The sequence below is a fragment of the Micrococcus sp. TCR-5 genome, assembly GCF_052220525.1.
In the GTDB taxonomy this organism is placed as follows: domain Bacteria; phylum Actinomycetota; class Actinomycetes; order Actinomycetales; family Micrococcaceae; genus Micrococcus; species Micrococcus luteus.
In genome coordinates this window covers 122,790-146,964 of record NZ_JBQPDO010000003.1, presented here as the reverse complement: position 1 = coordinate 146,964, position 24,175 = coordinate 122,790, and the positions used below count along the sequence as shown (strand labels likewise).

22 protein-coding genes and 1 tRNA gene are annotated in these 24,175 nt (G+C 73.2%); 11 read left to right on the top strand and 12 right to left on the bottom strand.

Going from position 1 to position 24,175, the window contains the following annotated elements:
• Positions 1 to 85: 85 nt before the first annotated feature.
• The gene (gene groL / locus ACTSKS_RS03395; RefSeq protein WP_036315916.1) at positions 86 to 1,717 is read left to right on the top strand and encodes a chaperonin GroEL; all 1,632 of its coding nucleotides are present in this window, start codon (positions 86 to 88) and stop codon (positions 1,715 to 1,717) included.
• Positions 1,718 to 1,827: 110 nt separating this feature from the next.
• On the opposite strand, the gene ACTSKS_RS03390 is transcribed toward groL, so the two are convergent.
• From ACTSKS_RS03390 to ACTSKS_RS03370, 5 genes are all read right to left on the bottom strand, one after another.
• Complete coding sequence (locus tag ACTSKS_RS03390; RefSeq protein ID WP_036315913.1) at positions 1,828 to 2,760, bottom strand: DUF4031 domain-containing protein; 933 nt, start codon at positions 2,758 to 2,760, stop codon at positions 1,828 to 1,830.
• Between the two features lie 67 nt (positions 2,761 to 2,827).
• Positions 2,828 to 3,118, bottom strand: coding sequence for a WXG100 family type VII secretion target (locus tag ACTSKS_RS03385; RefSeq protein ID WP_010079419.1), 291 nt, complete (start codon positions 3,116 to 3,118; stop codon positions 2,828 to 2,830).
• A gap of 55 nt (positions 3,119 to 3,173) precedes the next feature.
• Positions 3,174 to 4,979, bottom strand: coding sequence for a sensor histidine kinase (locus ACTSKS_RS03380; RefSeq protein WP_061867185.1), 1,806 nt, complete (start codon positions 4,977 to 4,979; stop codon positions 3,174 to 3,176).
• Position 4,980: 1 nt separating this feature from the next.
• The gene (locus ACTSKS_RS03375) at positions 4,981 to 5,691 is read right to left on the bottom strand and encodes a response regulator transcription factor (protein WP_041103075.1); all 711 of its coding nucleotides are present in this window, start codon (positions 5,689 to 5,691) and stop codon (positions 4,981 to 4,983) included.
• Between the two features lie 78 nt (positions 5,692 to 5,769).
• Positions 5,770 to 6,033 carry a hypothetical protein gene (locus ACTSKS_RS03370; RefSeq protein ID WP_041103073.1) on the bottom strand — a complete coding sequence of 88 codons (264 nt, stop codon included), beginning with the start codon at positions 6,031 to 6,033 and terminating at the stop codon, positions 5,770 to 5,772.
• A 211-nt stretch (positions 6,034 to 6,244) separates the two neighbouring features.
• Here ACTSKS_RS03370 and ACTSKS_RS03365 point away from each other — a divergent pair, with 211 nt between their 5' ends.
• Positions 6,245 to 6,628, top strand: a complete 384-nt coding sequence (locus ACTSKS_RS03365) for a cold-shock protein (protein ID WP_020628350.1) — start codon at positions 6,245 to 6,247, stop codon at positions 6,626 to 6,628.
• A 3-nt stretch (positions 6,629 to 6,631) separates the two neighbouring features.
• Complete coding sequence (locus tag ACTSKS_RS03360) at positions 6,632 to 7,117, top strand: DUF3027 domain-containing protein (RefSeq protein WP_041103071.1); 486 nt, start codon at positions 6,632 to 6,634, stop codon at positions 7,115 to 7,117.
• 91 nt (positions 7,118 to 7,208) lie between these two features.
• Here the strand turns inward: ACTSKS_RS03360 and serC are convergent, their stop codons facing one another.
• The gene (serC, locus tag ACTSKS_RS03355; RefSeq protein WP_044659024.1) at positions 7,209 to 8,336 is read right to left on the bottom strand and encodes a phosphoserine transaminase; all 1,128 of its coding nucleotides are present in this window, start codon (positions 8,334 to 8,336) and stop codon (positions 7,209 to 7,211) included.
• Between the two features lie 128 nt (positions 8,337 to 8,464).
• Between serC and ACTSKS_RS03350 the strand changes: the two genes are divergently transcribed.
• The 3 genes from ACTSKS_RS03350 to ACTSKS_RS03340 all read left to right on the top strand — a co-directional run bounded on the left by ACTSKS_RS03350 (position 8,465) and on the right by ACTSKS_RS03340 (position 11,786).
• Complete coding sequence (locus ACTSKS_RS03350; RefSeq protein ID WP_020628347.1) at positions 8,465 to 9,187, top strand: metal-dependent transcriptional regulator; 723 nt, start codon at positions 8,465 to 8,467, stop codon at positions 9,185 to 9,187.
• A gap of 159 nt (positions 9,188 to 9,346) precedes the next feature.
• Positions 9,347 to 9,841: an HNH endonuclease gene (locus tag ACTSKS_RS03345; RefSeq protein ID WP_020628346.1), complete on the top strand. Its 495-nt coding sequence runs from the start codon at positions 9,347 to 9,349 to the stop codon at positions 9,839 to 9,841.
• A 76-nt stretch (positions 9,842 to 9,917) separates the two neighbouring features.
• Positions 9,918 to 11,786 carry an ABC transporter ATP-binding protein gene (locus ACTSKS_RS03340; protein ID WP_041103066.1) on the top strand — a complete coding sequence of 623 codons (1,869 nt, stop codon included), beginning with the start codon at positions 9,918 to 9,920 and terminating at the stop codon, positions 11,784 to 11,786.
• 26 nt (positions 11,787 to 11,812) lie between these two features.
• Here the strand turns inward: ACTSKS_RS03340 and ACTSKS_RS03335 are convergent.
• The 3 genes from ACTSKS_RS03335 to ACTSKS_RS03325 all read right to left on the bottom strand — a co-directional run bounded on the left by ACTSKS_RS03335 (position 11,813) and on the right by ACTSKS_RS03325 (position 13,931).
• A tRNA-Arg gene (locus ACTSKS_RS03335) sits at positions 11,813 to 11,886 on the bottom strand.
• A gap of 43 nt (positions 11,887 to 11,929) precedes the next feature.
• Positions 11,930 to 12,577, bottom strand: a complete 648-nt coding sequence (locus tag ACTSKS_RS03330) for a hypothetical protein (RefSeq protein WP_044659023.1) — start codon at positions 12,575 to 12,577, stop codon at positions 11,930 to 11,932.
• Positions 12,578 to 12,749: 172 nt separating this feature from the next.
• Positions 12,750 to 13,931 (bottom strand): acyltransferase family protein, encoded by a 1,182-nt coding sequence (locus ACTSKS_RS03325; protein WP_101967279.1) that lies wholly within the window; start codon positions 13,929 to 13,931, stop codon positions 12,750 to 12,752.
• A 261-nt stretch (positions 13,932 to 14,192) separates the two neighbouring features.
• Between ACTSKS_RS03325 and pcrA the strand changes: the two genes are divergently transcribed.
• The 3 genes from pcrA to sucD all read left to right on the top strand — a co-directional run bounded on the left by pcrA (position 14,193) and on the right by sucD (position 19,056).
• Positions 14,193 to 16,754 carry a DNA helicase PcrA gene (pcrA, locus tag ACTSKS_RS03320; RefSeq protein ID WP_044659022.1) on the top strand — a complete coding sequence of 854 codons (2,562 nt, stop codon included), beginning with the start codon at positions 14,193 to 14,195 and terminating at the stop codon, positions 16,752 to 16,754.
• Positions 16,755 to 16,938: 184 nt separating this feature from the next.
• Entirely contained in the window at positions 16,939 to 18,108 is a 1,170-nt protein-coding gene (gene sucC, locus ACTSKS_RS03315; RefSeq protein ID WP_044659021.1) for an ADP-forming succinate--CoA ligase subunit beta, read from the top strand.
• A 27-nt stretch (positions 18,109 to 18,135) separates the two neighbouring features.
• Positions 18,136 to 19,056 carry a succinate--CoA ligase subunit alpha gene (gene sucD / locus ACTSKS_RS03310; RefSeq protein WP_044659020.1) on the top strand — a complete coding sequence of 307 codons (921 nt, stop codon included), beginning with the start codon at positions 18,136 to 18,138 and terminating at the stop codon, positions 19,054 to 19,056.
• 126 nt (positions 19,057 to 19,182) lie between these two features.
• Here the strand turns inward: sucD and ACTSKS_RS03305 are convergent, their stop codons facing one another.
• Positions 19,183 to 20,313 carry a VIT1/CCC1 transporter family protein gene (locus tag ACTSKS_RS03305; protein ID WP_041103056.1) on the bottom strand — a complete coding sequence of 377 codons (1,131 nt, stop codon included), beginning with the start codon at positions 20,311 to 20,313 and terminating at the stop codon, positions 19,183 to 19,185.
• Positions 20,314 to 20,406: 93 nt separating this feature from the next.
• Between ACTSKS_RS03305 and ACTSKS_RS03300 the strand changes: the two genes are divergently transcribed.
• A complete protein-coding gene (locus ACTSKS_RS03300) occupies positions 20,407 to 20,826 on the top strand; it encodes a YidH family protein (RefSeq protein WP_041103054.1) in 420 nt (139 codons plus the stop codon).
• Between the two features lie 4 nt (positions 20,827 to 20,830).
• Positions 20,831 to 21,154 (top strand): DUF202 domain-containing protein, encoded by a 324-nt coding sequence (locus ACTSKS_RS03295; RefSeq protein WP_041103052.1) that lies wholly within the window; start codon positions 20,831 to 20,833, stop codon positions 21,152 to 21,154.
• Positions 21,155 to 21,230: 76 nt separating this feature from the next.
• On the opposite strand, the gene ACTSKS_RS03290 is transcribed toward ACTSKS_RS03295, so the two are convergent.
• The gene (locus ACTSKS_RS03290; RefSeq protein WP_041103050.1) at positions 21,231 to 22,424 is read right to left on the bottom strand and encodes an alcohol dehydrogenase catalytic domain-containing protein; all 1,194 of its coding nucleotides are present in this window, start codon (positions 22,422 to 22,424) and stop codon (positions 21,231 to 21,233) included.
• 207 nt (positions 22,425 to 22,631) lie between these two features.
• Positions 22,632 to 24,140: a sodium:solute symporter gene (locus tag ACTSKS_RS03285; protein WP_041103048.1), complete on the bottom strand. Its 1,509-nt coding sequence runs from the start codon at positions 24,138 to 24,140 to the stop codon at positions 22,632 to 22,634.
• Between the last annotated feature and the right edge of the window lie 35 nt (positions 24,141 to 24,175).

Here is a 24,175-nt window from a genome sequence, read left to right as displayed (position 1 = left end):
GAGGCCCCCAGGGGCCGTCCGTCGCGGGCACCGGCGCGGGTCAGCCACCAGCAGTAGGAAGCCGACGTCCAGAAAGGACCTGCACATGGCCAAGACCATCGCATTCGACGAAGAGGCCCGCCGCGGCCTGGAGAAGGGCCTGAACACCCTGGCCGACGCCGTGAAGGTGACCCTCGGCCCCCGCGGCCGCAACGTGGTGCTGGAGAAGAAGTGGGGCGCCCCCACCATCACCAACGACGGCGTCTCCATCGCCAAGGAGATCGAGCTCGAGGACCCGTACGAGAAGATCGGCGCGGAGCTCGTCAAGGAGGTCGCCAAGAAGACCGACGACGTCGCCGGCGACGGCACCACCACCGCCACCGTGCTGGCCCAGGCGCTGGTCCGCGAGGGCCTGCGCAACGTGGCCGCGGGCGCCGACCCGCTGTCCCTGAAGCGCGGCATCGAGAAGGCCGTGGAGGCCGTCACCTCCGAGCTGCTCTCCGCCTCCCGCGAGATCGAGACCAAGGACCAGATCGCGGCCACCGCCTCGATCTCCGCCGCGGACAAGCAGATCGGCTCCCTCATCGCCGAGGCCCTGGACAAGGTCGGCAAGGAGGGCGTCATCACCGTCGAGGAGTCCAACACCTTCGGCCTCGAGCTCGAGCTCACCGAGGGCATGCGCTTCGACAAGGGCTACATCTCCGGTTACTTCGTGACCGACGCGGACCGCCAGGAGGCCGTCCTCGAGGATCCCTACATCCTCATCGTCAACTCGAAGATCTCCTCCGTGAAGGACATGGTGGCGATCCTCGAGAAGGTCATGCAGTCGGGCAAGCCGCTGCTGATCATCGCCGAAGACGTCGAGGGCGAGGCCCTGGCCACCCTCGTGGTCAACAAGATCCGCGGCACCTTCAAGTCCGTGGCCGTGAAGGCCCCGGGCTTCGGTGACCGCCGCAAGGCCATGCTCGCCGACATCGCCATCCTCACCGGCGGCCAGGTCATCTCCTCCGAGGTGGGCCTGTCCCTGGAGAACGCGACCCTCGACCTGCTGGGCACCGCCCGCAAGGTGGTCGTCACCAAGGACGAGACCACCATCGTGGAGGGTGGCGGCGACGCCGAGCAGATCGCCGGCCGCGTGGCCCAGATCCGCTCCGAGATCGAGAACACCGACTCGGACTACGATCGCGAGAAGCTGCAGGAGCGCCTCGCCAAGCTGGCCGGCGGCGTGGCCGTCATCAAGGCCGGCGCGGCCACCGAGGTGGAGCTCAAGGAGCGTAAGCACCGCATCGAGGACGCCGTGCGCAACGCCAAGGCCGCCGTGGAGGAGGGCATCGTCGCCGGCGGCGGCGTGGCCCTGATCCAGGCCGGCGCCAAGGCGTTCGGCGGCCTGCAGCTCGAGGGCGACGAGGCCACCGGCGCGAACATCGTGAAGGTCGCCATCGAGGCCCCGCTGAAGCAGATCGCCTTCAACGCCGGCCTGGAGCCCGGCGTCGTGGCGGACAAGGTCAAGACCCTCGACGACGGTCACGGCCTGAACGCCGCCACCGGCGAGTACGAGGACCTGCTGGCCGCCGGCATCAACGACCCGGTGAAGGTGACCCGCTCGGCCCTGCAGAACGCCGCGTCCATCGCGGGCCTGTTCCTGACCACCGAGGCCGTCGTCGCGGACAAGCCCGAGAAGGCCGCCGCCGGCGCCGAGGGCATGGACCCGATGGGCGGCATGGGCGGCATGATGTGATCAGCCGCTGAGCCGGCCCGGCCCGTTCGGGCGCCCAGCCAGCGAGGCCCGTCTCCCCGTCCGGGGAGGCGGGCCTCGCCGCGTCCGGGGCCGGCACCGGGGCGCCCCGCTCAGGCCGACAGCGCGGCTCGTTCCGCCGCCAGGTTGCGGCGGGCGGCGGCCTCCCAGCGCGTTCGGCCGGGCGCGGTCCGATACAGCCGCTCGGCGTCCAGCAGGGCGTCCAGCACCGCGCCGCGACCGCGGGCCCAGTCCGCGTCGGACACGTGCGCGTAGTCCTGCCGGACCGCGGCCACGTAGCGGGCGTAGGCCTCGGGGGAGCGGCCGAGGACCTCGAGGTCCGCGTCCGAGAGCACCGCCCCGGCCGCGTCGTGCGGGGCGGGGTCGTGGGCGGCGGTGAGCAACACGAGGCGCGCCACCTCGTCGACGACGTCGGCCGGCACCGCCAGCCGCGGGTCGGTGAGCACGTCCCGGGCCAGGGCGGCCGAGTCCGCCTCGTCCTGGCCGGCGGGCGCGGCGGGGTCCCCGACGTAGACGGCGTCGTGGAACCACGCGGCCAGGCGGACCGCACGCGGATCCGGCCCGGCCTTCGCCCCCGCCCGCTCGAGCAGGTCCACGGACTCGAGCACCGCGAGCAGGTGGGCCGGGTCGTGGTAGTGCCGATGCGGCTCCGCCCAGCGGGCCAGCAGGTCGCGTCCCGCCGTCGTCACCGCGTCCGGGCTCGCCGCCGTGCCCTCGAACAGCCGCGCCCAGCGCCGGGCGAGGACGACGTCGCGCTTCTCGGCGCGGCTCCGGGCGGGCACGCGCAGCCCCGAGGCGGCGAGGCGGCGCACCAGCTCCCGTCCGGTGACGGGCACCGCCCCGCGGGCCACGAGCTCGGCGCGTCGGTGCGCGGGCACGTCGTAGTGGTCCCGGTCGAAGGCCCGCTCCGAGAGCCCCGCCGCCCGCGCGAACGCGTGGAGCTCCTCGAGGGAGGCGTCGGAGACGAGGTGGGAGAACACGGTGCCGTGGGCGGGCCACGCGGGCGGGTCGATCAGGACGGTCATGCCCCCACTCTAGGAAGCACGGACCGGGGCGCGGCCGGCCGGCCGCACCCCGGACCGTTCCGGGCGCTCAGAACCGGAACATCGCGGCGTTGGCGGTCTCCGCGTCCTGGTACTGGGTGGCGGCGGCGTCCATCGCGCGGCGGATGCCCGCCAGGGACTCCTCCACGCGCTGCTGGGTGGCGCGCCACTCGGTGAGCACACCCTGGAAGTTCGCGGCCGCCTGGCCGCGCCAGGTGTCCTGCAGCTGGCGCAGGTTGGCCTCCATGGTGCTCACCTCCGCCTGGAGGCGGCCGATGGAGCCCTCCACCGCCCCGCTCTTGGCCCGCAGGTCCTCGACGTCGATCTGCACGATGCTCATGTGACTGTCCCCTCTGATGAGTGCTGATGGGCGGCGGGTGCCGCCGGGCACCACGCTAGGGACGCGCGTCGCGCCCGGCCGCCGGGTCGTCCCCGCCTGGGGACGGGACGCTGGCCTCGGGCGCCTGTGCAGGAGCAGAAGCCCGACGGCGGCGCTCGGCCGAGGCACGACGGAACCGCTCCGCCGCCCGCAGCAGGCGGCTGCTCCGGGCGGCGTCCGCGGCGCTGGCGCCGGCTCCTGACGGCGCGGTCAGGGCGAGGGGGCCGCTGGGCGGACCGGCCGCGTCGTCGTCGGTGTCCTGCGCGGACGGGCGCTCGTCCTCGACGTCCTCGTCCGCCTCGTCCTCGAACGGCGCCCACGGCAGGTGGACGGAGAAGGTGGCGCCGCCGCCCTCGGTCTCCAGCAGCCGGACGGAGCCGCCGTGCTGGGCCACGATCGCCGCGACGATGGCCAGGCCGAGCCCCGTGCCGCCCGTCTCGCGGTGCCGGGAGGTGTCCGCGCGGTAGAACCGCTCGAAGATGCGGGCGCGGTCCTCCTCGGACACGCCCGGCCCGTGGTCACGGATCTCGATCACGGAGCTGCGGCCCGCGCCGTCCGCCCCGGCCCGGCCGCCGAGGTGGTCGACCGTGCCGACCGCGATCTCGATGGGGGTGCCGGCGGGGGTGTAGCGCAGGGCGTTGGCCATGAGGTTCACCACCACCTGGCGCATCCGGTTCTCGTCGCCGAGGATGGGCGCCGGAGCCGCCCGGTCGTCGTCGGGGCCCACGAGGGTGACCTTGCGGTCCGGGGCGTTCACGGACGCGTCCATCATGGAGTCCATCGCGAGGATGAGCAGGTCCACCGGGGCGTGCTCGAGGGGGCGCTGCTCGTCGAGGCGGGCCAGGGTGAGCAGGTCCTCCACGAGGCGGGTCATGCGGGTGGCCTCGGACTCGATGCGCTGCATGGCGGCGGCGACGTCCTCCTCCTCGCGCAGCCCGCCGTGCCGGTACAGCTCGGAGAACCCGCGGATGGTGACCAGGGGGGTGCGCAGCTCGTGGGAGGCGTCCTGCACGAAGCGGCGCATCTTGTCCTCGGAGATCTCCTTGTCCCGGAACGCGGACTCGATGTGCGCGAGCATGGCATTGAGGGAGCGGGAGAGCCGGCCCACCTCGGTGTCGGGCGCCGCGCTCTCCACGCGTTGGCTCAGGTCGCCGGCGGCGATCTTGGCGGCGGTGCGCTCCACGCGGTTCAGGGTGCGGAACGCGCGCTGGACCGCCAGGTTGGCCACGATCACGGTGCCCGCCGTCGCGAGCAGGCCGATGGTCACGACGATCGAGGTGACGCGCTCGACGGAGGAGGTCACGCTCTGCAGGGGAAGGGCCACGGCCATGGTGCCGTCGCCGCTGCTGAGCCCGTACAGCTGCACGCGCCAGCCGCTCGAGTCCGGCTGTGTGCCGGGCACCTCGAAGGAGGCGGAGCCGCGCTCCAGGGCCTCGGCCGGGGTGATGTCCGGCAGGGCCGGCTCGTCCGCACCCGGCATCACCGGGGTCTGGACGACCCGCGCGCCCTCGTTGTCCCACACGACGCCGTAGAAGCGCAGGATGGGCAGCTGCGGCATGTAGTACTCGCCGGTCTGGGCGACGTTGGCCAGGTACATCGAGACGGTGTCCCGGTTGGCGGCCATGTCCTCGTCCAGCTGGCGCACCGCCTCCTGGCGGAACAGCACCGCGGTCGCCACGGCGGTCACGGCGACCAGGGCCAGCATGAGCGCCGCGATCATCACGACCAGCTTGGTGCGCAGGGACTGCCCCTGCCACGCGCCCCTCAGCCAGGCGCGCGGATGGCGGACGCGGGCCGCCGCGGCGTCGAGCCGCGCACGCACGTCAGCGCTTGTCCGCGGTGCGGAGCATGTAGCCGACGCCGCGCTTGGTGTGGATCATCTTCTCGCGGCCGCCGACGTCGATCTTGCGGCGCAGGTAGGAGATGTAGGACTCGACGATCGAGGCGTCCCCGTTGAAGTCGTACTCCCACACGTGGTCCAGGATCTGGGCCTTCGAGAGCACCCGGTTCGGGTTCATCATGAGGTAGCGCAGCAGCTTGAACTCGGTGGGGGAGAGCTCCACGACCTCGCCGCCGCGGCGGACCTCGTGCGCGTCGTCGTCGAGCTCGAGATCGTCCACGCGCAGCACCGCCGCGTCGTCGTCGTCGAGGGAGGCAGTGCGGCGCAGCACGGCGCGGATGCGGGCGACCACCTCGTCGAGGGAGAACGGCTTGGTCACGTAGTCGTCACCGCCGACCGTCAGGCCGGTGATCTTGTCCTCGGTGCCGTCCCGCGCGGTGAGGAACACGACGGGGAAGTGACGGCCGGCGGAGCGCAGGCGGCGGGTCACGGTGAAGCCGTCCATGTCCGGGAGCATCACGTCCAGCACGGCCAGGTCCGGCTGGAACTCCTCGGCGGCGTCCAGGGCCTCCCGGCCGTTGGCCGCGGCCGTGACCTCGAAGCCGGCGTAGCGCAGGGACGTGGAGAGCAGCTCGCGGATGTTGGGCTCGTCGTCCACCACCAGGAGGCGTGCTTCGGGGTTCTGAGGCTGCATGGAGCCCAGTCAACCGCCCCGACCTGGGAACACCCTGAAAGGGTGCTGGATGTCACGGGGCGTCGTTGGCCCGACGGCTCAGGGGCGCGAGCGCCGGACGGCGCCCAGCACCACGTGCAGCAGCATCAGGCCGAAGCCGACGGGCAGGCCGAACAGCGCGAGCGCGAACAGCGCCGGGGACGCCGGCCACGCCAGGAAGTACGCGACCAGCAGGGCCACCAGGGCCAGAGCGGACACCGCCGTCACGGCCACGCCCAGCACCAGGACGACGCCACGACCGCCCCGGTGATCGGCGGGGTCGGCGGCGGGCGCGGAGGCGGGGAGGGTGGAGGTCCGAGGCATGCCCGCCACTCTAGTCGGGCTATCCTGGGAGGTCATTGACGACCACGTCCTCCGCCGTCCCCTCCGGGCGCACGGCCAGGCTGGTCCCACCGATGCCGCGGCGCACCGCCACGCCGGTGCCGGACCCCGCCGACCCGAGACGAGAGCACGGCCGCCCCTGCGGCGCCGGCCCGACGCGGTGGACCCACATGACGAGGAGCAGGTGACGCACATGCCCACCGGGCGCATCAAGTTCTACGACTCGACCAAGGGCTTCGGGTTCGCCCAGACGGACGAGGGCGAGGAGGTCCACGTGCCCGCCTCGGCCCTGCCGGCCGGGGTGACCGAGCTGCGCGGAGGCACCCGCGTGGAGTTCGGCGTGGCCGAGGGCCGCCGCGGCAAGCAGGCGCTCTCGCTGCGCGTGCTCGACGCCGCACCCTCGGTGGTCCGCAACCACCGACCCGGCGCCACCGAGATGGCCGTCCTCATGGAGGACCTCATCACGTGGCTGGACCAGACCTCCAACGGCCTGCGCCGCGGCCGCTACCCCCAGCGCGCCCAGGCGCAGAAGATGGCGCAGGTGCTGCGCCGTGTCGCCGACGATCTGGAGGCCTGAGCCATGACCACCCACGACGACGCCCCGCGCGTCGACCACCGGAGCCCCGACGCCGAGCCCGCGCCCGCGGAGGAGAGGGCGGCCGTGCCGCCCGCGCGTCGCCGGGCCCCGCGCCGCGACGAGCTGCTCGCCGCCGCCGTGGACGCCGCCCGCGCGGGGCTGGCCGGGCTGGCCGCCCCGGACGAGGTGGGGGAGCACGTGGACGTGCTCGTGGACGACGACCGGCTCCTGACGCACCGCTTCGCGTGCCGCATGCCCGGCTACGCGGGCTGGCTCTGGTACGTGACGATCGCCCGGGCCCCACGCGCCAAGCAGGTCACCGTGTGCGAGACCGGCCTCATGGCGGGGGAGGGTGCGCTCGTGGCGCCCCCGTGGGTGCCGTACGCCGAGCGCGTGAACGAGGAGGAGCGCGAGCGGCTCAAGGCCGTGGCCGAGGGCCGTGTGCCCGGCGCCCCGGCGCCTGAGACCGCGCCGGACGACCGCGGCTGAGACGGCGCGCCCCGGCTGACCCGCCGGGGCGGACACGCAACGGGCCCGCGGTGGAGTCCCCCGCGGGCCCGTGTCCCCGTCCGGGGACGGCTCAGGCCAGGCGCTCGACCACGTGGTCGATGCAGCGCAGCAGTGCCGCGACGTCCTCGGGCTCGATCGCGGCGAAGGTCGCGATCCGCAGCTGGTTCCGGCCGAGCTTGCGATAGGGCTCCACGTCCACCACGCCGTTCGCGCGCAGGGCCTGGGCGACCGCCGCCGCGTCGACGTCGTCGGAGAAGTCGACGGTGCAGACCACGGCGGAGCGGTCCTCGGACCGGGCCACAAAGGGCGTGGCGAAGGACGACGCCTCGGCCCACGCGTACACGCGCGAGGAGGAGTCGGCGGTGCGGGCGGTCATCGCGTCCAGCCCGCCCTGACCGTTCATCCAGCGCAGCTGCGCGTCCAGCATGACGAGCGTGGCCAGCGCGGGCGTGTTGTAGGTCTGGTCCTTGAGGGAGTTCTCCACGGCCGTGGCCAGGTCCAGGAACGCCGGGATCCAGCGGCCGGACTCCTTGATCTCCGCGACCCGCGCCAGGGCCCGCGGGGAGAACAGCGCGAGCCACAGACCGCCGTCGGACGCGAAGTTCTTCTGCGGCGCGAAGTAGTACACGTCCGCCTCGGACACGTCCACCGGCAGGCCGCCCGCGGCCGAGGTGGCGTCGACGACGACCAGCGCGTCCTCGTCGATGCCCGCGGGGCGGACGACGGGCGCCATCACGCCGGTGGAGGTCTCGTTGTGCGGCCACGCGTACACGTCGACCCCGGCCACGGCCTCCGGCTCGGGGCGGGTGCCCGGCTCGGAGGTGCGGATGTCCGACGGCGCCAGGAACGGCGCCTGGTCGGTGGCCTTGGCGAACTTCGAGCCGAACTCGCCGAAGCTCAGATGCTGGGCGCGCTCGCGGACCAGGCTGAAGGCGGCCGCGTCCCAGAACGCGGTGGAGCCGCCGACGCCGAGGATCACCTCGTAGCCCTCCGGCGCCGAGAACAGCTCGGCGACGCCTGACCGGACGCTCGCCACCAGGTCCTTGACCGGCTTCTGACGGTGCGACGTGCCGAGCAGCCCGGCTGCGTCCTGGAGCGCGCTCAGCTGCTCGGGGCGGACCTTGGAGGGGCCGGCGCCGAAGCGGCCGTCGGCCGGCAGCAGGTCCTGGGGGATGGTGATCTCGGCGGGGGAGGTCATGCGTGCTCCTGACGCTTCGGGGTCGCGGGTCGCGCCCATTCTCCCGCGCCCGGGACCACCGGCCGTCCACGTGACTCACGCCTCGCTAGGATGTCCGGGACGAAGAGCCCGAGGGAAGAGGACGTGCCATGACGGATCTGATCGACACCACCGAGATGTACCTGCGCACGATCCTCGAGCTCGAGGAGGAGGGCATCCCCCCGCTGCGCGCCCGCATCGTCGAGCGTCTGGAGCACTCCGGCCCCACCGTCTCCCAGACCGTGGCCCGCATGGAGCGGGACGGGCTGGTGCACGTGGGCGCGGACCGTCGGCTGGAGCTGACCGTGGCGGGCCGCGAGCGGGCCGTGTCCGTGCTGCGCAAGCACCGCCTGGCCGAGCGCCTGCTCGCGGACGTGATCGGCCTCGAGTGGGAGCTCGTCCACGAGGAGGCCTGCCGCTGGGAGCACGTGATGAGCGACCAGGTGGAGCGCCGCCTGCTCACGCTCCTGGAGAACCCCACCGAGACCCCCTACGGCACCCCGATCCCGCCCCGGCCCGAGCAGGCCTCCGCCGAGGACTGGAGCCGCGACATGGGCCTGGCGGGCGCCCGGCTCTCCGAGGAGGCCGCCACCGCCGGCCGGTTCCGCGTCCGCGGGCTGGCCGAGGGCGTGCAGACCGACCCCGAGCTGCTGGCCCAGCTGGCCGGCGCCGGCGTGACCCCCGGCCGTGTGGTGCGTGCCGAGGCCGCCCGCGACGCCGGGTACATCCGGGTCGAGGGCGAGGCGGAGGACGGCGCGGCCGCGGACGGCGGGGCCCTCGAGCTGGCCGAGGCCACGGCCGCGCACGTGTGGGTCGAGCGTCTCGACGGCTGAGGCGCGGCGCGCCGTCGTCGTGCGTGACGGGGGCGTGATGGCCCGGTGACGGGCCGGTGAACCTCTTCCGCCGCCGCAGGCGACACGCGGCGCGCCGATGCACCCGCGTCTAGCGTGGGGACACGACGCCCCTGTGTCCCCACGCTTCCGAGGCCCCCGATGCGCACACTCGTCCTCAACGCCGGCTACGAACCCCTCTCGGTCGTCTCCGACCGCCGGGCGCTGCTGCTCGTGGCCACCGGCAAGGCGAGCGTGCTCGAGGACGCCGGTGACCCGATGCGCAGCCCCACCCGCGCGTGGGGCCGGCCCCTCGTGATCCTGCTGCACCAGTACATCCGGGTGCCCCACACGGACGCGGCCCCGGTCTCCCGCAAGGGCGTGCTGCGCCGGGACGGACACCGCTGCGCCTACTGCGGCGCCCACGCCACCACCGTGGACCACGTGCGGCCGCGCTCGCGGGGCGGCGAGAACTCGTGGGAGAACCTCGTGGCCTGCTGCCTGCGCTGCAACGGGGCGAAGGCGGACCGCTCGCTCGAGGCCCTGGGCTGGCGGCTGCGGGTGGAGCCGGTGCGCCCGCGCGGGGCCCAGTGGCGGATCCGCGAGCTGGAGCGGCCCGCCGAAGCGTGGCGGGACTACCTGCGCCTGGCGGCCTGACGCCGGAAGCGGAATCGCGCCCGCCCGTGCCCGGCGGTTCCTAGACTCTCCAACGGTCGAGAGAGCGGAGGGGCCCATGAGCATGGAGTCGGCGGCACGGATGTCCATGATGCGGATGACCCGCGGGCAGTCCGACGCCCAGCAGAGCCTCGCCCGCGGCACGGTGCGCCGGACCATCGCGTTCGCGGGCCGGTACCGCACCCGCCTGATCGTGTTCGTCGCGGCGTCCATCGTGGGCGCGGTGCTCGGCGTGGCCTCGCCCGTGCTGGCCGGCGACGTCGTCAACGCGATCACCGGCGGCGCGGACCGCGGGCTCGTGGTGCGGCTGGCCCTGCTGATCGCCCTCGTGGCCGTGCTCGACGCGGCGCTGTCCGTGTTCACCAAATGGCTCTCCGCCGGGCTGGGGGAACGCGTCATCTACGACCTGCGCACCGCCGTGTTCGACCACGTGCAGCGCATGCCGGTGGCGTTCTTCCAGCGCACCCGCACCGGCGCGCTCGTCTCACGCCTGAACAACGACGTGATCGGGGCGCAGTCGGCGATCTCGCGGACCCTCTCCGGCGTCGTCGCGAACGTGGTGTCCGTGGCGCTGACCCTGGGCGTCATGGTGGCCACCAGCTGGCAGGTCACCGTCCTGTCCCTCGTGATGCTGCCGCTGTTCCTGGTGCCGGCCCGGGCGGTCGGCTCGAAGCTGGCGGACCTGTCCCGCGAACGGGCCGGGCACAACGCGGCCATGGGCGACCAGATGACCGAGCGGTTCTCCGCTCCCGGCGCCACACTCATCAAGCTCTTCGGCCGCCCCGCCGCCGAGTCCGCCGAGTTCGCCCGCCGCGCGGACCGCGTGCGCGCCACCGGCGTGGACATCTCCGTGCGCCAGGCCGTCTTCACCACGCTGCTCACCCTGGTCTCCGCGCTCGCGCTCGCGGCCGTGTACGGCGTGGGCGGGCTCCAGGCGATCGCGGGCACCCTCGACGCCGGCGACGTCGTCACCCTCGCCCTGCTGCTGACCCGCCTGTACGCCCCCCTGACCGCGCTGGCGAACGCCCGCGTGGAGATCATGAGCGCGCTCGTGAGCTTCGAGCGCGTGTTCGAGGTCCTGGACCTGGAGCCGCTCATCACGGAGCCCGCGCGGCCCGCGGCCCTGCCGGAGGGGCCCCTGTCCGTGCGGCTGCGGGACGTGCGCTTCGCCTACCCCACCGCGGAGCAGGTGTCCCTGGCCTCCCTCGAGGAGGTCGCCGTGCTGGACACGCGCGGCGGCGAGGAGGTGCTGCACGGGATCGACGTGGCCGTGCCCGCCGGGGCCACCGTGGCCCTCGTGGGCTCTTCGGGTGCGGGCAAGTCCACCATAGCCTCGCTCGTCACGCGCCTGCACGACGTCACCTCCGGCGCCGTCGAGATCGGCGGCGTGGACGTGCGGGACCTCGCGTTCGCGGACCTGCAGCGGGCCGTGGGCATGGTGACCCAGGACGGCCACCTCTTCCACGAGACCGTGCGCGCCAACCTGACGCTGGCCCGCCCCGACGCGACGGACGAGCAGCTGTGGGACGCCGTCGAGCGGGCCCGCCTGCGCCCCGTGGTCGAGGCGCTGCCGGACGGGCTGGACACCGTGGTCGGCGAGCGCGGCTACCGCCTCTCCGGCGGCGAGCGGCAGCGCATGACGATCGCGCGGCTGCTGCTGGCGGCTCCGCGCGTCGTGGTGCTGGACGAGGCGACGGCGGCGCTGGACTCCACCAACGAACGCGCCATCCAGGAGGCGCTGGGGGAGGCGCTGGCCGGGCGGACCGCGATCGTGATCGCGCACCGGCTCTCCACCGTGCGCAGCGCGGACGAGATCCTCGTGGTCGAGGCCGGGCGGATCGTGGAGCGCGGCACGCACGCCGCGCTGCTCGCGGCGGGCGGGCGGTATGCGGAGCTCTACACCACGCAGTTCGCCGACGCGGAATGAGGCGGCGACCGGACCGGCCGCCCAGGTGCCCCAGGCCGGAATCGAACCGACGGCCTACCCTTTAGGAGAGGGTCGCTCTATCCAACTGAGCTACTGGGGCGCGGACCGTGCGTCGGTCCGGTGAGCGAGTCTAGCCGAGCCCTTCAGGCCGCCCGCGTGGCGCGACCACGACGGCGCCGCCCGGCCCACAGCATCACGGCCACCGCCAGCGCGAGCAGCGCCAGCAGGACCCAGCGGGTCAGCGTCAGGGCGGCGGCCAGGCCGGTGCCCGGGCCGCCGGCGGCGATCGCCTGCTCGATCGCGATGTTCTCGCAGATGTCCACGACCGCGAACAGCACGCCCAGCCCGAAGACGGCCCACTTGGCGCCGACGGGACGCAGGCGCCATGCGCCGACCGCGGTGACCGTCAGTGCCACGGCGATCGGGAAGATCACGCCGGCCGTCTTGTGCACCCAGTTCAGCTGGCCGCGGGCGTCCTCGTCCATGACCGCGGAGAGCGCGCGGATGTGGTCCTGCCCGTAGAACAGCAGGGAGTCCGGCATCGCCAGGCCGCCGCTGAGCTGGGTCATCTGCTGCAGCACCAGCAGATGGAGGTACGCGCCCACGAGCAGGGTGGTCACGATCAGCGCGCTCACCGGGATCGCCGGGCTGCCCTCGCGCTCAGCGGCCGCGGCGAGGTCCTCACGGACGTTGACGTCCCGCAGCGTGGGACGGGAGCGCGGGGACTCGGCGACCGGGCGCGCGGCGGGCCGCGACGGGCGCGGACGGGACTTGCGAGACTTCTGGGACACGGGGCACCTCCGCGGTCCATCCTCCCAGACCGGCCGAGCCGGTCCGGTCCCGCCCAGCCCCGCCCAGCCCAGCTCACTTTCGAACGTGAAATCGGGGTCATGGGAACTTTCGAACGCGAGATAGGCCCCACATCACGTTCGAAAGTGCGGGTGGGGGCGAGTCCGGGGCGGCTCAGTCCGCGTGGCGAGGCCGCGGGCGGGGGACCTGGGCGGGTGCGTCGGACGCCGGCTCGGTGGCCGGGGCCGGCCCCGCGGTGGACTGCGGCTCGGACGCCGGCTCGACGACCGGCAGGGGCGCCGTCGTCGGGGCGGGCTCGGCGGTCTGCGCCGGCACGGCGTCGGCCGCCTCCGGGACCGCTGCCCGGGTGCGTGGCCGCTCCCGGCCGCGTCCCGCCGTCGGGAACTCGAAGAGCCAGCGCACCCGTCGGTAGCCGAGCGCGAGGGCGAGCGGGACGAGGAACGTGAACGACGCGATGGCCACGTAGAAGTCGACCGGGCGGACCGCGGCGAGGTCGCGGAAGGCCGCCACCGCCAGGATCAGCACCGGCATGTGGGCGACGTAGAGGACCATCGAGCGGCGGCCGCAGAACTCGAGGAACGGCAGACGGGGCAGGCGCGGGCCGAGCCACAGCACCACGAGGATCCCCGGCAGAGCAGCGAACACGGACCAGGGCTGGCGCTCCGCCACCACGAGCGCGCCGGTGCGCGTGGCCGTCACGGTGAGCACCATCAGGATCACCGCGATCACACCCAGGGCGGCCGGCGCCGTGCGGATCCGGGGGAGCAGTCGCGCGGACGCGGCACCGAGGAAGAAGTACACACCCCAGTACAGGGGACGCACCCAGTCGCGGGGGCCGCTGACGAACTCCAGGAGCAGCACGAAGAGGACGGCCGCGACCACCAGCGCCGGGACACGGCGGATCACCGGGCCGATGAGATAGCAGAGCATGAGCACCCACAGGAACCACAGGTGCCACGCGCCACCGCGCCAGAACTCGCCGGACAGCAGGGACCCGGGCCTGCCCGTGGCCAGCGCCAGCACGACCATCCAGACGAGGAACGGCCACAGGATCCGCTCCGCCTTGCCGCGGTAGTACGTGCCCAGCGGCTTGGACACGGAGCGGGGCAGCAGGACGCCGGACAGGAACACGAGCATCGGCATCCGCCACGACTGGAACACCTGCACCACGTTCGCGAACGCCACGGAGCTGAAGGTCGCGTCGAGGCCCTGCGGCATCGTGTAGGTGTGGGTGAACATCACCAGCAGCACGGCGAATCCGCGCATCGCGTCCATCCAGGTCATCCGGCTGGGGGTGGACCCGTGGGACATGGGCGGGGTCGGCGTGGTGGACATGGCGGCTCCGGGGTGACGTGGCGGGGCAGGGGAAGGAGGCTCCGCCGCCACATCGCGCGGAACGCCCAGAAGACCATAGCGGGCCGTTCGATTCCCGCCGGTTTTCGAACGTGGAATCGGGGTCTTGGGGACTTTCGAACGCGAGATAGGCCCCACATCACGTTCGAAAGTGCGGGTGGGGTGGGGCGGGGCGGCGCGGTGGGGGATGGCGACGACGGCGCCCCCTGTCGCGTCCGGGGCCGCGCCTAGACTGGGTCCGCCATGGCTGACCTCTTCTCCGCGCTCGGACGCACGCCCCTGAACCTCGACCGGACCCGCCGCCCCGCGGACCCGGAGACCGCCCTGCCCGGGCTCGTGCCCCCGGCCGTCACGCGCGCGGCCGCGGACCCCGAGGCCTGGGGCGAGGACGCCCGCCCGGCCGCTCCGGCGCACACTCCCGAGTCGCTCGTGGCGGGGCTCAACCCGCAGCAGGCCGCCGCGGTGACCCACACGGGGGCGCCGCTGCTGATCGTGGCGGGCGCCGGCTCGGGCAAGACCCGGGTGCTGACCCACCGCATCGCGTGGCTGCTCGCCACCGGCCGGGCGCGGCCGCACGAGATCCTCGCCATCACCTTCACGAACAAGGCCGCCGCGGAGATGCGCGAGCGCGTGGCCGGGCTGATCGGTCCCACCGCCCAGCGGATGTGGATCTCCACGTTCCATTCCTCCGCCGTGCGGCTGCTGCGCAACGAGGCCGCCAACATCGGGCTGAAGTCCACGTTCACCATCTACGACTCGGCGGACAGCCTGCGCCTGGTCACCACCGTCGCCAAGCAGCACGAGCTGGACCCGAAGCGCTTCGCGCCCAAGGCCCTGCTGAACCGCATCAGCTCCCTGAAGAACGAGCTCGTGGAGGCGGACGACTACGCCGCCACCGTGGCCGAGGGGGACCCGTGGGGCCGCGCCGTCGCCGCCGTCTACCGGGACTACACGGCCCGCCTGCGCCAGGCCAACGCCCTGGACTTCGACGACCTGATCGGCATGACGGTCCACATGTTCGAGGCGTTCCCGCGCGTGCTGGACAACTACCGCCGCCGGTTCCGCCACGTCCTCGTGGACGAGTACCAGGACACCAACCACGCACAGTACCGCCTGATCCGGCTCCTCGCCGGCCCGGCGGGCGACCCCGAGGGCGTGGAGACCCCCGGCGGCGAGCTGACCGTCGTCGGCGACTCGGACCAGTCCATCTACGCGTTCCGCGGCGCGGACATCCGCAACATCGTCGAGTTCGAGCAGGACTTCACGGACGCCGTCACCATCAAGCTCGAGCAGAACTACCGCTCCACGCAGACCATCCTGGACGCCGCCAACGCGGTGATCGAGCGCAACCCGGACCGCCGCCCCAAGCGCCTGTGGACGGCCGAGGGGGAGGGCCCGGCGATCGTCGGCTACGCCGCGGAGAACGAGTCCGCCGAAGCGGAGTGGATCGCCACCACCATCGACCGGCTGCAGGACGAGGACGGGATCCGCCCGGCCGACGTCGCCGTGTTCTACCGGACCAACGCGCAGTCCCGCGCGCTCGAGGAGCGGCTGGTGACGCGCGGCATCCCGTACCGGGTCATCGGCGGCACGCGCTTCTACGACCGCAAGGAGATCAAGGACGCGCTCGCCTACCTGCGGGTGATCGTCAACCCCGACGACGACGTCAACGTGCGCCGCATCCTCAACGAGCCCAAACGGGGCATCGGGGACCGGGCCGAGGGCGCCATCGCCGCGTGGGCCGAGCGCAACCGCTCCACGTTCTCCGCGGCCCTGCGCGACGCCGAGAACGCCCCCGGCATGGCCGCCCGCTCGCTCAAGGCCGTCCGCGGCTTCGTGCAGATGATGGACGACCTCGGCCAGGTCGCCGAGTCCGCCGGCCCGGCCACCGTCCTGGAGGCCGTCCTCGAGCAGTCCGGGATGCTGGCCGCCCTCCGCGAGTCCGAGGACCTGCAGGACGAGTCCCGCGCGGACAACCTCGGCGAGCTCGTCGCCGTCGTCCGCTCCTTCGAGACGACGCACCCGGACGGCACCCTGTCCGACTTCCTCGAGCAGGTGGCGCTCGTGGCGGACGCAGACCAGCTGCCCACGGCCCCGGACGTGGAGGGCGAGGCGCTCGCCGAGCAGCAGGGCCAGGTCACGCTCATGACGCTGCACACCGCCAAGGGCCTCGAGTTCCCCGTGGTGTTCCTGACGGGCATGGAGCACGGGGTGTTCCCGCACGCCCGCTCGATGACGGACGAGAAGGAGCTCGCGGAGGAGCGCCGTCTGGCCTACGTGGGCCTGACGCGCGCCCGCCGTCGCCTGTTCCTGACGCGCGCCGAGGCACGCTCGCTGTGGGGCCAGCACCAGTTCAACCCGCCCAGCCAGTTCCTCGGGGAGATCCCGGAGACGCTCATCGACTGGGAGCGGGAGGGCACCACCCGCTCGGCCGGCTCGTTGAGCCTGACCGGCGCCGGCACCTCGCGCTACGCGGGGCGGTTCGGGGGCGGCCGGCCGGCCTGGCGGTCCCGGGACGACGACGGCGCGCGACCCCAGCGCCTCACCCGCGGGGACGAGCCGGCGGACCTCACGGTGCCCTCCGGCGTGGTGCGCGGGAAGGCGCCGAGCCGGGTGCAGCCGCAGAAGGAGATCGTGGCGCTCAGCCCGGGCGACCGCGTCTCCCACGCCACGTTCGGCGAGGGGCGCGTGGACGCCGTCGCGGGCGCGGGGGACAAGACCGTCGCGACCGTCACCTTCGACGCCACCGGGGCGCAGAAGCGGCTGCTGCTGCGCTACGCCCCGCTGACGAAGGTCGAGGGCTGACGGGACCGGCCCGCCGACCCCCCGGTCGCCCCGGGGCGTGGACTACAGTGAGCCGTGGAACGCCGCCGTCCGCCGCCCCGCCGTGCCCCCGCGCCCGGCCCGGCCACGGAGGGGGCGTCGACGTCGGCCGCGCCCGCGGGCGAGGCCGGCAGACCCTGTCTTCGACCAAGAAGGACACACCACCGTGGACCTGTATGAGTACCAGGCGCGCGATCTGTTCGAGGCGCACGGCGTCCCCGTGCTGGCCGGCATCGTTGCGCAGACCCCGGACGAGGCCAAGGCGGCCGCGGAGAAGATCGGCGGCGTCACCGTCGTCAAGGCGCAGGTGAAGGTCGGCGGCCGCGGCAAGGCCGGCGGCGTGAAGGTCGCCAAGACGGCCGACGAGGCCTACGAGCACGCCAAGGCCATCCTGGGGATGGACATCAAGGGCCACACCGTGCACCAGGTCATGATCGCCCAGGGCGCCGACATCGCCGAGGAGTACTACTTCTCCGTGCTGCTGGACCGCGCCAACCGCACCTACCTGGCCATGTGCTCGGTCGAGGGCGGCATGGAGATCGAGCAGCTCGCCGAGGAGCGCCCCGAGGCCCTCGCCAAGGTGCCCGTCTCCCCGCTGACCGGCATCGACGCCGAGACCGCCCAGAAGATCGTCACCGAGGCGGGCTTCCCCGAGGAGCTGCGCGCCGACGTCGCCGAGGTCATCCAGAAGCTCTGGGAGGTCTTCGAGAAGGAGGACGCCACCCTCGTCGAGGTGAACCCGCTGGTGAAGACCGGCGACGGCACGATCCTCGCCCTGGACGGCAAGGTCTCCCTCGACGACAACGCGGCGTTCCGCCACGAGGACCACGCCGCCCTCGTCGACGAGCGCACCGAGGACCCGCTGGAGGCCAAGGCCAAGGCCAACGGCCTCAACTACGTGAAACTGGACGGCCAGGTCGGCGTGATCGGCAACGGCGCCGGCCTCGTGATGTCCACCCTCGACGTCGTCGCGTACGCCGGCGAGCAGCACGGCGGCGTGAAGCCGGCCAACTTCCTGGACATCGGCGGCGGCGCCAACGCCGAGGTCATGGCCAACGGCCTCGACGTCATCCTGGGCGACGAGCAGGTCAAGTCCGTGTTCGTGAACGTCTTCGGCGGCATCACCGCGTGCGACCAGGTCGCGAACGGCATCGTCAAGGCCCTCGAGATCCTGGGTGACACCGCCACCAAGCCGCTGGTCGTGCGCCTGGACGGCAACGCCGTGGAGGAGGGCCGCCGCATCCTGCAGGAGGCGAACCACCCGCTCGTCACCCTGGCCGCCACCATGGACGAGGGCGCCGACAAGGCCGCCGAGCTCGCCCACTCCGCGAACTGACCGTTCGGAAAGACTGAGGAAACAGCTATGTCGATCTACCTGAACAAGGACTCCAAGGTCATCGTCCAGGGCATCACCGGCGGTGAGGGCACCAAGCACACCCGCCTCATGCTCAAGGCCGGCACGAACATCGTGGGCGGCGTGAACGCCCGCAAGGCCGGCACCACCGTGTCCCACGAGGACAAGGACGGCAACGCCGTCGAGCTGCCCGTCTTCGGCACCGTCAAGGAGGCCATGGAGAAGACCGGTGCGGACGTGTCCGTGGCCTTCGTGCCGCCGGCCTTCGCCAAGGACGCCGCCATCGAGGCCATCGAGGCCGAGATCCCGCTGCTCGTGGTCATCACCGAGGGCATCCCGGTGCAGGACACCGCCGAGTTCTTCGCCCTGTCCCAGTCCAAGACCGGCGAGGACGGCAAGCCGAAGACCCGCATCATCGGCCCGAACTGCCCCGGCGTCATCACCCCGGGCGAGGCCCTGGCGGGCATCACCCCGGCCACCATCACCGGCTCCGGCCCCATCGGCCTCGTGTCCAAGTCCGGCACGCTGACCTACCAGATGATGTACGAGCTGCGTGACTTCGGCTTCTCCACCGCCATCGGCATCGGCGGCGACCCGATCATCGGCACCACCCACATCGACGCCCTCGAGGCGTTCGAGGCCGACCCGGACACCCAGGCCATCGTGATGATCGGCGAGATCGGCGGCGACGCCGAGGAGCGTGCGGCCGAGTTCATCAAGGCCAACGTCACCAAGCCGGTCGTCGGCTACGTGGCCGGCTTCACCGCCCCGGAGGGCAAGACCATGGGCCACGCCGGCGCCATCGTCTCCGGCTCCGCCGGCACCGCGCAGGCCAAGAAGGAGGCCCTCGAGGCCGCGGGCGTGAAGGTCGGCAAGACCCCGTCCGAGACCGCCCAGCTCATGCGGGAGATCCTGCAGGCCCAGGCCTGATCCCGCGGTGGGGGGCGCCGATGCCGGCGCTCCGCACCGGCAGGCGGATGCACCACGGCCCCTGTCCCTCGTCCTGAGGGGCAGGGGCCGTGTGCTGTGCGGGGCGGAGCAGGCGGTGGGCGCCCGTCAGCCCACGTTCGCGCCGAAGAGCAGGCCGAGCACGTACGTCACGGCAGCGGCGCCGAAGCCGATCGCGAGCTGGCGCAGGCCCCGAGCCAGCGGTGAGGAGCCGGACAGCAGCCCGACCACACCGCCGGTGAAGAGCAGGGCCACGCCCACCATCGCCGCCGCCAGGCCCAGGGCCCACAGCCCGGACATGCCGAAGATGTACGGCAGGATCGGGATGAGTGCGCCGGAGGCGAAGAACGCGAAGCTGGACAGGGAGGCGCTCCACGCCGAGCCGATCTCCGCGAAGGAGTCCGAGTGGTCCACCGGCCCCTGGGAGCCGTCGGGACGGGCGGAGAACTGCGGGTTGCAGTCGCACGTGAGATAGCCGAGGCGCTCGAGCGCGCGGTGCTCGGCGTCCTCGGGCGTCATGCCGCGGGCCAGGTAGACGAGCGTGAGCTCGTTGTGGTCCAGGTCCAGGTGCTGGGCCGCCTCGAGGGTGATCTGGGTGGGGGAGGAGGCCTCGAGCAGCTCCCGCTGGGACCGCACCGAGACGTACTCGCCGGCCGCCATGGACAGCGCGCCCGCCAGCAGGCCGGCCACGCCGGTGAACAGCACGACGGACGGCGCCACGCCCGTCGCGCCGATGCCCATCACGAGCGCCAGGTTGGAGACCAGCCCGTCGTTCATGCCGAAGACGGCGGCGCGGAAGTTGCCGGCCAGCTGCTCGCGACCCCGGGCGGCGAGGCCGCGCACGACCTCCTCGTGGATGGCCTCGTCCGCCACCATGCCCTCGGGGGCGTCCTGGTCCTCCGCGTAGGGAGTGTCCGACTCGGCGCGCTGGGCCAGGGCCAGCACGAACACGGAGCCGAAGATCCGCGCGAGCCAGCGCAGCAGGATGCGGTGCAGGGAGGGGCGCGGCGGGTTCTCGGCGTGCTCGCCCAGGAGGGCCCGCCAGTGCTGTTCGTGGCGGCGCTCGGCCTCGGCGAGGCCGAGCAGGATGTCGCGCTCCACGCCGTCCTTGCGAGCGGCGATGTCGCGGTAGATCTGGCCCTCGGCGATCTCGTCGGCGAGGTAGCGGCGCCAGCGTCGGACCTGTTCGCGGGTCGGCTCGGGACGTGCCGCGGGCGTGGCGGTGTGGGCGGGGCTCATGGGGCTCCATCGGATGGGCGGGCGGGGACGGGCGGCGCCGTCGCGGCCGGGCGCGCCCGACCGGCCAGTCTACGCCGTCGCTACCATGGCCGCATGGACGCAGCAGAGACCCCCGACGGCCCCGAGACCGCCGCCCACGACGGCGGCCGGCCGGCCTGGCAGCACCGCCTCCTGGCGGGCGGGGAGGAGCCGGACCCCCGGTTCACGCTCGCCAACGAGCGCACGTTCCTGGCCTGGGTCCGGACGGCGCTGGCGCTGCTGGCCGGCGGGGTCGCGGTGGAGGCGTTCACCGGCGCCCTCTTCGCGCCGCCGGTCCGGGTGGTGCTGAGCACGGTGCTGCTCGTCCTGGCGGCGCTGCTCGCCCTGGGCGCGGGCGCGCGCTGGCTCCGGGTGGAGCGGGCGATGCGCCGCGGCCGTCCGCTGCCGCTGCCGCTGATCGTCCCGGTCCTCGCGGGGGGCGTCGTGCTGGCCGTCGTGGTGCTGCTGGCCGCCGTCGTCCTTCCGCGGGGCTGAGACGATGCGCCTGCATCACGACCCGGGGCTGCAGCCCGAGCGCACCGTGATGAGCTGGGGCCGCACGGTCCTGGCGCTGGGCGTCCTCAGCCTCACGTTCCTGAGGTGGTGGCCGACCGTCGGCGCGTGGGCGTTCGGGCCTGCGGTGGTGGCGGCCGTCGGCGGGGCGGCGGTGCTGGCCACGCAGCGCCGGCGCTACGTGGCGCACGCGGACGGAATCGCGCGGGAGCAGGCCCGGCCGGCCCTGGCGTCGGTGGCCTGCATGGTCGCGCTGGTGGTGGGCTTGGCGGCCCTCGGGATCACCGCCACGCTGCTGCACGCGGCATGATCCGCGGACGACGACGGCGCCCCTCACCTGCGCGGGGCGGGTGAGGGGCGCCGTCGTGCATCCGGAGGCGGACCGCTCAGCGGGCGATCATGCCGTGGGGGTCGATGACGAACTTCTCCAGGGAGCCCTGGTCGAACTCCGCATAGGCCTGCGGTGCCTCGTCCAGGCTGATCACGCGCGGGTTGACCATCTCCGTCAGGTACGGCATCCGATCCCACAGGATCGACATCATCAGCTGGCGGTTGTAGCGCATGACGGGCGCCTGGCCGCCGATGATGTGGGGCGACTTGATCCAGGCCTTGCCGAAGTCCACCGGGAAGGTGCCCTCCTGCTCGGCCTTCGTCTCCGCGATCGGGTCCGGCCCGTAGATGCCGATGATGCCCGTGGCGCCGCCCGGACGGGTGATGTCCAGGACCTGGTTCACGGCGGCGATCGGCTGCATCTCATCGGACGCGGAGCCCAGGCCGTGGGCCTCGGAGCCGACGCAGTCCACCGCGCAGTCCACCATCGGCTCGCCGAGGATGTCGCTCACGGCGTCCTGCAGGTTCTCCGTGGTGGAGAGGTCGATGGTCTCGCAGCCGTGCTTGCGCACCAGCTCCAGTCGCGAGGCGTCCTGGTCGCCCACGATGATGCACGAGGCGCCCAGCAGCCGAGCGGCGGCCGCGGCGCACCGGCCCACGGGGCCGGCACCGGCGATGTAGACGGTGGAGCCGGGCTTGGCGCCGGCCTCCACGAGGCCGTGGAACGCCGTCGGGAGGATGTCCGAGAGCACGGTCAGATCCAGGATCTTCTCCATCGCCTGCTCCTGGTCCGGGAAGCGCAGCAGCTGGAAGTCGGCGTACGGCACGAACAGGTACTCGGCCTGCCCGCCCTGGAAGCCGCCCAGATTGAAGCCGTAGGCGGCGCAGGCCTGGTCCGGGTTGGCGGTCTCGCAGATCTCGGTCCGGCCGGCGCGGCAGTTGCGGCAACGGCCGCAGGCCACGTTGAACGGCACGGAGACGAGGTCGCCCTCCTGCAGGAACTGGACGTCGCTGCCGACCTCCAGCACCTGGCCGGTCATCTCGTGACCCAGCACCATGCCCTCGGGGGCGGGGAAGGACCCGCGGTAGATGTGCAGGTCGCTGCCGCAGATGTTGGTCGCGACGATCTTGAGGATGACACCGTGCGGCGCGGCGGAGCCGTCGGGCATCTCCAGCTTGGGGAAGTCCAGCTCGTCGACGCGCACGTCCTTGATGCCGTGGAATGCCACGGCGCGGTTCTTGGTGGTCATGAGAACTGTTGCCTTTCTGTCTCCAGCGAGGCCCCAGGTGGGGCGAGAGACGGGGCGAACCCGAGGGGGAGTCCCGGTCTCAGGCTGTACGGAGACACTAGGGGCCGGGGGGAGCCCGCGGGAAGGGTCGCCCGCCGCCGCCCGCCGCACCACGTGGCCTCGGCCATCGTGCGGGCGTCGGAGGATCACAGGCCCCGGGAGCGTGGGTCAGACCTGCGCTCGGACCGCGGGGTCGACGCCGTGGCGGGAGCGCACCCGCCAGGCCTCGAGGACCGCGGGGTCGGTGGGCCGGGTCATCAGGCTGAGGAGGACGTACACGACGGCGGAGGCGGCCAGGCCGACGTAGATCGGCTCGTTCGCGAAGACGCCCTCGAAGGGCTCGGCCGCGTTCAGCTCGAGCCAGCCCATGGTGCCGAGGGTGCCCACCGTCCCGACCACCATGGACCACAGGGCCGCCGTGCCGGTGCCGCGCTTCCACACGAGGCCGCCGACGATCGCGACGAACAGGCCGCCCACGAGGATGTCGTACGCGATGGTCAGGGCCGCCACCACGTCCGGGACGACGATCGCCAGCCCCAGCACGACGGCGCCGAGCAGCAGCACCCAGCCGCGGTTCGAGGCGAGCTCCGCCGCGGTCTCCGTGGCCGCGTCCTCGGCGACGGCGCCGTCCTCGGCGGCGGTGGCCTCGCCGCGGAGGATCGGGAGGATGTCGGTGCGCATCACGGTCGAGGCCGCGATGATCGCGCCCGAGGCGGTGGACATCATGGCCGCGACGGCGGCCGCCAGGGCCACGCCGCCCACGCCCACGGGCAGCAGGTTCTGGGCGACCCACGCGAACACGTCGTCCGTGGCGGCGATGTCCGCGGTCACCGTGCGCGCCGCCATGCCGATCACGGCGCCGGCGACGCCGTACACGATGCAGTACAGCCCCGCGGTGGCGCCGCCGATCTGGGCCACGCGCGGGGAGCGGGCCGTGAACACGCGCTGCCAGACGTCCTGGCCGATCAGCAGGCCGAGGGTGTAGATCACGAAGTAGGTGACGATCGACTGCACGCCGATCCCGTCCCAGCTGAAGAACTCGGCGCCCAGGCGCTCCTGCATGGCGCTCCAGCCGCCGGCGTTGGCCAGGGAGAGGGGGAGCATGAGGGCGAACAGGCCGATGGTCATGATGAGGAACTGGGCCATGTCGGCCAGGGTGATGGACCACATGCCGCCGAGCACGGAGTAGGCCAGCACGATGCCGCCGCCCACCAGGACGGACAGCCAGCGGTCCCAGCCGAAGAGCACCACGAAGAGCGACGCGTAGGCGCCCGTGGAGGTGGCGGCGAGCATGAGCGTGTAGGCGAGCATCACGAAGGAGGAGGCGTGGGAGGCCCCGCCACGGCCGTACCGCAGGCGGAGCATCTGCGAGACGGTGTAGATCTTCAGGCGGGCCAGGATCGGGGCGAACGCCACCGACAGGATGAGGACGCCGACGCCGATGGCGGCCACGAGCCACGCGCCGGAGAGCCCGAACTCGTACCCCAGGCCGACGCCGCCCACGGTGGCGGCGCCGCCGAGCACGACGGCGGCCATGGTGCCGGTGAACAGCACCGGCCCGAGGCGGCGGCCCGCCACGAGGTAGTCCTCCGAGCTGGCGGCGCGGGTCTTGCCCCACCAGCCGAAGGCGAGCATGCCGACCAGGTAGACGGCGACGATGGTCAGGTTGAGGGTCACGGGCGGTCTTTGGAGCGAAGGGATCCGAGGCGCCG